The organism is Leptothrix toolikensis (SeqCode) (assembly GCF_057922285.1).
Genome location: NZ_JBYSVC010000127.1, coordinates 1 through 4434, shown reverse-complemented (window position 1 = coordinate 4434; position 4434 = coordinate 1). Strand labels below are relative to the sequence as shown.

Here is a 4434-nt window from a genome sequence, read left to right as displayed (position 1 = left end):
CACCGCCAAGTGCTCGATCTGCTGCAAGACATCCGCCGACAAGTGCTTGAAAACGGCAGCGGCGAGCTGATCGGCCGCTTGTTGCCCGAACTGGTCGAATGGTTCAGCCAACACGCCCAAGGAGCTGACGCCGCCTTGGCGTTTCACATGAGTTCGGTCGGCTACAACACCGAAGCATGAAGATCGACCACCTGCTGCAACGTATTCTCTTGGGCGAAGACTCGACGTTGGAGCTGAAAAAACTGCTCGTGCGTGACGACGGGAAAACCATCGAACCGCATCCCGATGGGCTTTCGGACGAGCTGGCGGCCTTGGCCAATGCCAAAGGCGGGCTGATCATCTTGGGGGTGGATGACAAGAGCCGGACGATCACCGGCATTGCTTTGGCCCACCTTGACCGCGTCGAAGCTTGGTTAACGGCCCTTTGCAACGACCGCATCAAACCACCGCTGGATGTGGTCACCCACCACGTAGAACTGCCCGATGGTCACGGTGCCATGCAGCCGGTGATCGTGGTGGAAGTGCCGCAAAGCCTATGGGTACATCAAAGTGCCAACGGTTATTTTCGGCGGGTCGGACACGCCAAACGTGAACTGCCGCCCGACGCCCTGGCCCGGTTGTTTCAGCAACGCAGTCAGGCACGCATCATCCGTTTTGAAGAACAAGCCGTTCCTCGCTGCCACTTTGATGATCTCGACGCGCTGTTGTTGCGGCGTTTCATCAAACCCGATCAGGGCGATGTCTTGACACAGCTGGGGCGGCTGCATTTGCTGCAACAGAGCGACGGCGAACCCCGTCCCACGGTGGCGGGGGTGTTGCTGTGTACGCCTCAGCCGGCCCGCTGGCTACCGAGTGTCGAAATCCTCGCGGTCGCTTATGCCGGCACCCGCAATCACCCCAACGAACAGATCGATGCGCAGGATATCCAAGGTCCCCTGGATCGACAGATCCTGGATGCTTTCCATTTTGTACGGCGCAATATGCAAACGGTGGCCCGCAAGCCTTTGGGACGCGTGGATTACCCGCAATACCACTTGGGGGCCGTGTTTGAAGCCATCGTCAATGCGGTGGCGCACCGCGATTACTCGATGCACGCCCAGCGGATTCGCCTATTCATGTTCCGCGACCGGCTAGAGATCCATTCACCCGGCGTTTTGCCCAACACGCTGTCGCTGGATTCCATGAGCCGCCTCTCCGTACCGCGCAACGAAATTCTGGCCAGTTTGCTGTCGCGCTATTACCCGGTCGATGACCCCAGTTTGGGCAAAGGCTATCTGATGGACCGGCGGGGCTTCGGCGTTGAGATGATCTTGCGCGAAAGTGAAGCCTTGTCCGGCCAACGCCCGCTTTACGAGGTCATCAGCGATCTCGAACTTTGTCTGACGCTCTACGCCCAAGACCTCTCTGCCCTCACGGGAGCCGTGTCTAAGCCGGCGTAAAGCCTTCGTCGTCGAGCAAGCTGCGTAGGCTGGCCTCGCTGAGCTCGGTGGTGAAACGCACCCGCTTGGTGGTGAGGTCCGGCTCAATGCGGGCTTCGGGGTCTTGTTCGGTCAGCACGCGGGTGATGGTGGCGACACAGTGGCCGCAGTTCATGTCGGGCAACGTGAGTTCGATCAACGCAGTCATGGTGAGTCTCCTGAAAATACCCTTGGGGGCTTAAGCCTACGGAAGTGCGATGATCGCTGAAATGGACACCGACCCTTCCAGCACCTCTTCCAGCACTCTGAGTTGCACCCTCGCCATCGACGGCATGAGCTGCGCTTCGTGCGTGCGGCGCGTTGAAAAAACCTTGCTCAAGCAAGCCGGCGTGACGCTGGCTGAAGTCAATCTGGCCACCGAAAGTGCGCGCATCGAATGGCGCGCCGACGGCCCCGTGCCCGACACGGAGCAGCTGAGTGCTGCCATCCGCAAGGCTGGTTTTGACGCCCATGTGCTGCAAGAAGATTCCAACGAAGACATCGGCGACCACTCCGATCCAAACCGTCACCCTACGCCTTGGCTGAGCGAAGGCCAGCAAGTGGCGCTGGCCGCCCTGCTCTCGCTGCCGCTGCTGTTGCCCATGCTGGCCGCACCTTGGGGCTTGGACTGGATGCTGCCGGGCGGCTGGCAGTTGCTCTTGGCCACCCCGGTGCAGTTTGTGCTGGGGGCGCGTTTTTACCGCGCCGGCTGGCACGCGCTGCGCGCCGGCAGCGGCAACATGGATTTGTTGGTCGCCATCGGCACCAGCGCCGCCTTTGGCTTGTCGCTCGGGTTGTGGCTGAGCAGCATGGATGGCATGGGTCATGGCGATCACCTGCATCCGCCACATCTCTACTTTGAAAGCGCCGCCGTCGTCATCACCTTGGTGCGGCTGGGCAAGTGGCTCGAAGCGCGCGCCAAGCACCGCACCTTGGCCGCCATCACCGCCCTGCGCGCCCTGAGCCCCGACGTGGCTCAAGTGCTGGGGCCCGATGGTCAGGAAAGCACGGTGGCGCTGCGCCAGTTGCGCGTTGGCAACCGCGTGGTGGTGCGTCCGGGCGAGCGCGTGCCGGTGGACGGGGTGATTTTGGAAGGCCGCAGTCATCTGGACGAGTCGCTGCTGAGCGGCGAGAGCCTGCCGGTGGCGCGCCAAGAAGGCGATGTGGTCACGGGCGGGGCGGTGAACGGTGAAGGTCGGCTGGTGCTGCGGGTTCGGGCCGTGGGCACCGAGACCACCTTGGCGCGCATCATCCGGCTGGTCGAATCGGCCCAAGCCAAGAAAGCCCCGATCCAACACCGCGTCGATGCCATCAGCGCGGTCTTTGTGCCGGTGGTGATCGTGCTGGCGCTGCTGACCTTGCTGGCTTGGGGCTTGGGCTGGGGGGGCCTGCATGCTGACTGGACCCAAGCCCTGCTCAACGCCGTGGCCGTGCTGGTCATCGCCTGCCCCTGCGCCTTGGGCCTGGCCACGCCGGCAGCAATGATGGTCGGCACCGGCGCTGCCGCCCGCCACGGCATCCTCATCAAGGACGCCCAAGCGCTGGAGCTGGCGCGGCGCATCGATTGGGTGGTGTTCGACAAAACCGGCACCCTGACCTTGGGCCAGCCGAGCCTTGAAGCCCTCGACGTGCAGCCCGGCAGCGGCCTCGATGCTGCGCAGCTCTTGCGCATGGCCAGCGCCTTGCAGCGCGGCAGCGAACATCCCTTGGCCCGGGCGGTGCTCAAAGCGGCGCAAGGTTTGGCGGAGCTCAGCGCCGAACAATGGCACGCCGTCCCCGGTCGCGGCATCGAAGCCCACGTCGCCGGTCAGGCCCTGAAGATGGGCAGCCAGCGCTGGATGACGGAGCTGGGTGTTGATCTGAGCGCCCTTCACCCCCGCGCCACCGATCTTCAAGCCCAAGGCCTGACGGTGGCGTGGCTCGCCAGCACGGCCGTTCGACCCGGCCCTTCGACAAGCTCAGGGCGAACGGTGGGTGAGCTCCTCGGCCTGCTGGCGTTTGGCGATCAGCTCAAACCGGGGGCCAAGGCGGCGGTGGCGCAGTTGCATGCGCTGGGGGTCAAAACCATGCTGCTCAGCGGCGACCACCTGAGCGCCGTGCAAGGCATCGCCACGCAGCTCGGCATCGACGCAGTACGCGCCGAGGTGCTGCCGGCCGACAAGGCCGAAGCCATCCGCGCCCTGCAAGCCCAAGGGCACATCGTGGCCATGGTGGGTGATGGCCTGAACGACGCGCCGGCGCTGGCTGCGGCGGACGTGGGCATCGCCATGGCCAGCGGCACCGATGTGGCGATGCACAGCGCCGGCATCACCTTGGTGCGCAGCGACCCAAGCAGCGTGGCCGACGCCATCGACCTGTCGCGCCGCACCACCCGCACCCTGCACCAAAACCTGTTCTGGGCCTTTCTCTACAACGTGATCGGCATCCCGCTGGCCGCCATGGGCCTGCTCAACCCCGTCATCGCCGGTGCCGCCATGGCCGCCAGCAGCGTCAGCGTGATCGGCAACGCGCTGCGACTGGCGCGCTGGCGGCCTGCTTTGAAGCACACTCCCGGTCCATGACCCTTACTGAACTTCGTTACATCGTGGCCGTGGCGCGGGAGCGGCATTTTGGGCGGGCGGCGGAAGCTTGTTTTGTCTCGCAGCCGACCTTGTCGGTGGCGGTGCGCAAGCTTGAAGACGAGCTGGCCTTGAAACTGTTTGAGCGTGGCGGCAACGAGGTGAGCGTGACACCCTTGGGCGCGGTGATCGTGCGCCAAGCGCAGGTGACGCTGGACAACGCCGCCATGATCAAAGAGCTGGCGCGGCGCGGCAAAGACCCGCTTTCAGGCGCGCTGCGGCTGGGCATCATCTACACGATTGGGCCGTATCTGTTGCCTGAGCTGGTGCGCCAAGCCATTGCCCGAGTGCCGCAGATGCCGCTGTTGCTGCACGAGAACTTCACCGTCAAGTTGCTGGAGATGCTGCGCACCGGCGAG

Annotated in this window: 5 protein-coding genes; 4 read left to right on the top strand and 1 reads right to left on the bottom strand. The window is 64.1% G+C overall.

Annotation, left to right across the window (positions count from 1 at the left end):
- On the top strand, positions 1 to 180 hold a 180-nt coding region (locus tag AC3VI7_RS12225; RefSeq protein WP_489669884.1), incomplete at its 5' end, for a hemerythrin domain-containing protein.
- Positions 177 to 1439, top strand: coding sequence for an ATP-binding protein (locus AC3VI7_RS12220; RefSeq protein ID WP_489669885.1), 1263 nt, complete (start codon positions 177 to 179; stop codon positions 1437 to 1439). The genes AC3VI7_RS12225 and AC3VI7_RS12220, both read left to right, overlap by 4 nt.
- Here the strand turns inward: AC3VI7_RS12220 and AC3VI7_RS12215 are convergent.
- Positions 1426 to 1626, bottom strand: coding sequence for a heavy-metal-associated domain-containing protein (locus AC3VI7_RS12215; RefSeq protein WP_489669886.1), 201 nt, complete (start codon positions 1624 to 1626; stop codon positions 1426 to 1428). The two genes, AC3VI7_RS12220 and AC3VI7_RS12215, sit on opposite strands and share 14 nt — an antisense overlap.
- Before the next feature lie 61 nt (positions 1627 to 1687).
- Between AC3VI7_RS12215 and AC3VI7_RS12210 the strand changes: the two genes are divergently transcribed.
- Together AC3VI7_RS12210 and AC3VI7_RS12205 are read left to right on the top strand one after the other, a co-directional pair.
- Complete coding sequence (locus AC3VI7_RS12210) at positions 1688 to 4018, top strand: heavy metal translocating P-type ATPase (RefSeq protein ID WP_489669887.1); 2331 nt, start codon at positions 1688 to 1690, stop codon at positions 4016 to 4018.
- Positions 4015 to 4434 (top strand): LysR family transcriptional regulator (locus AC3VI7_RS12205; protein ID WP_489669888.1); only part of this gene is annotated, 420 nt, incomplete at its 3' end. The genes AC3VI7_RS12210 and AC3VI7_RS12205, both read left to right, overlap by 4 nt.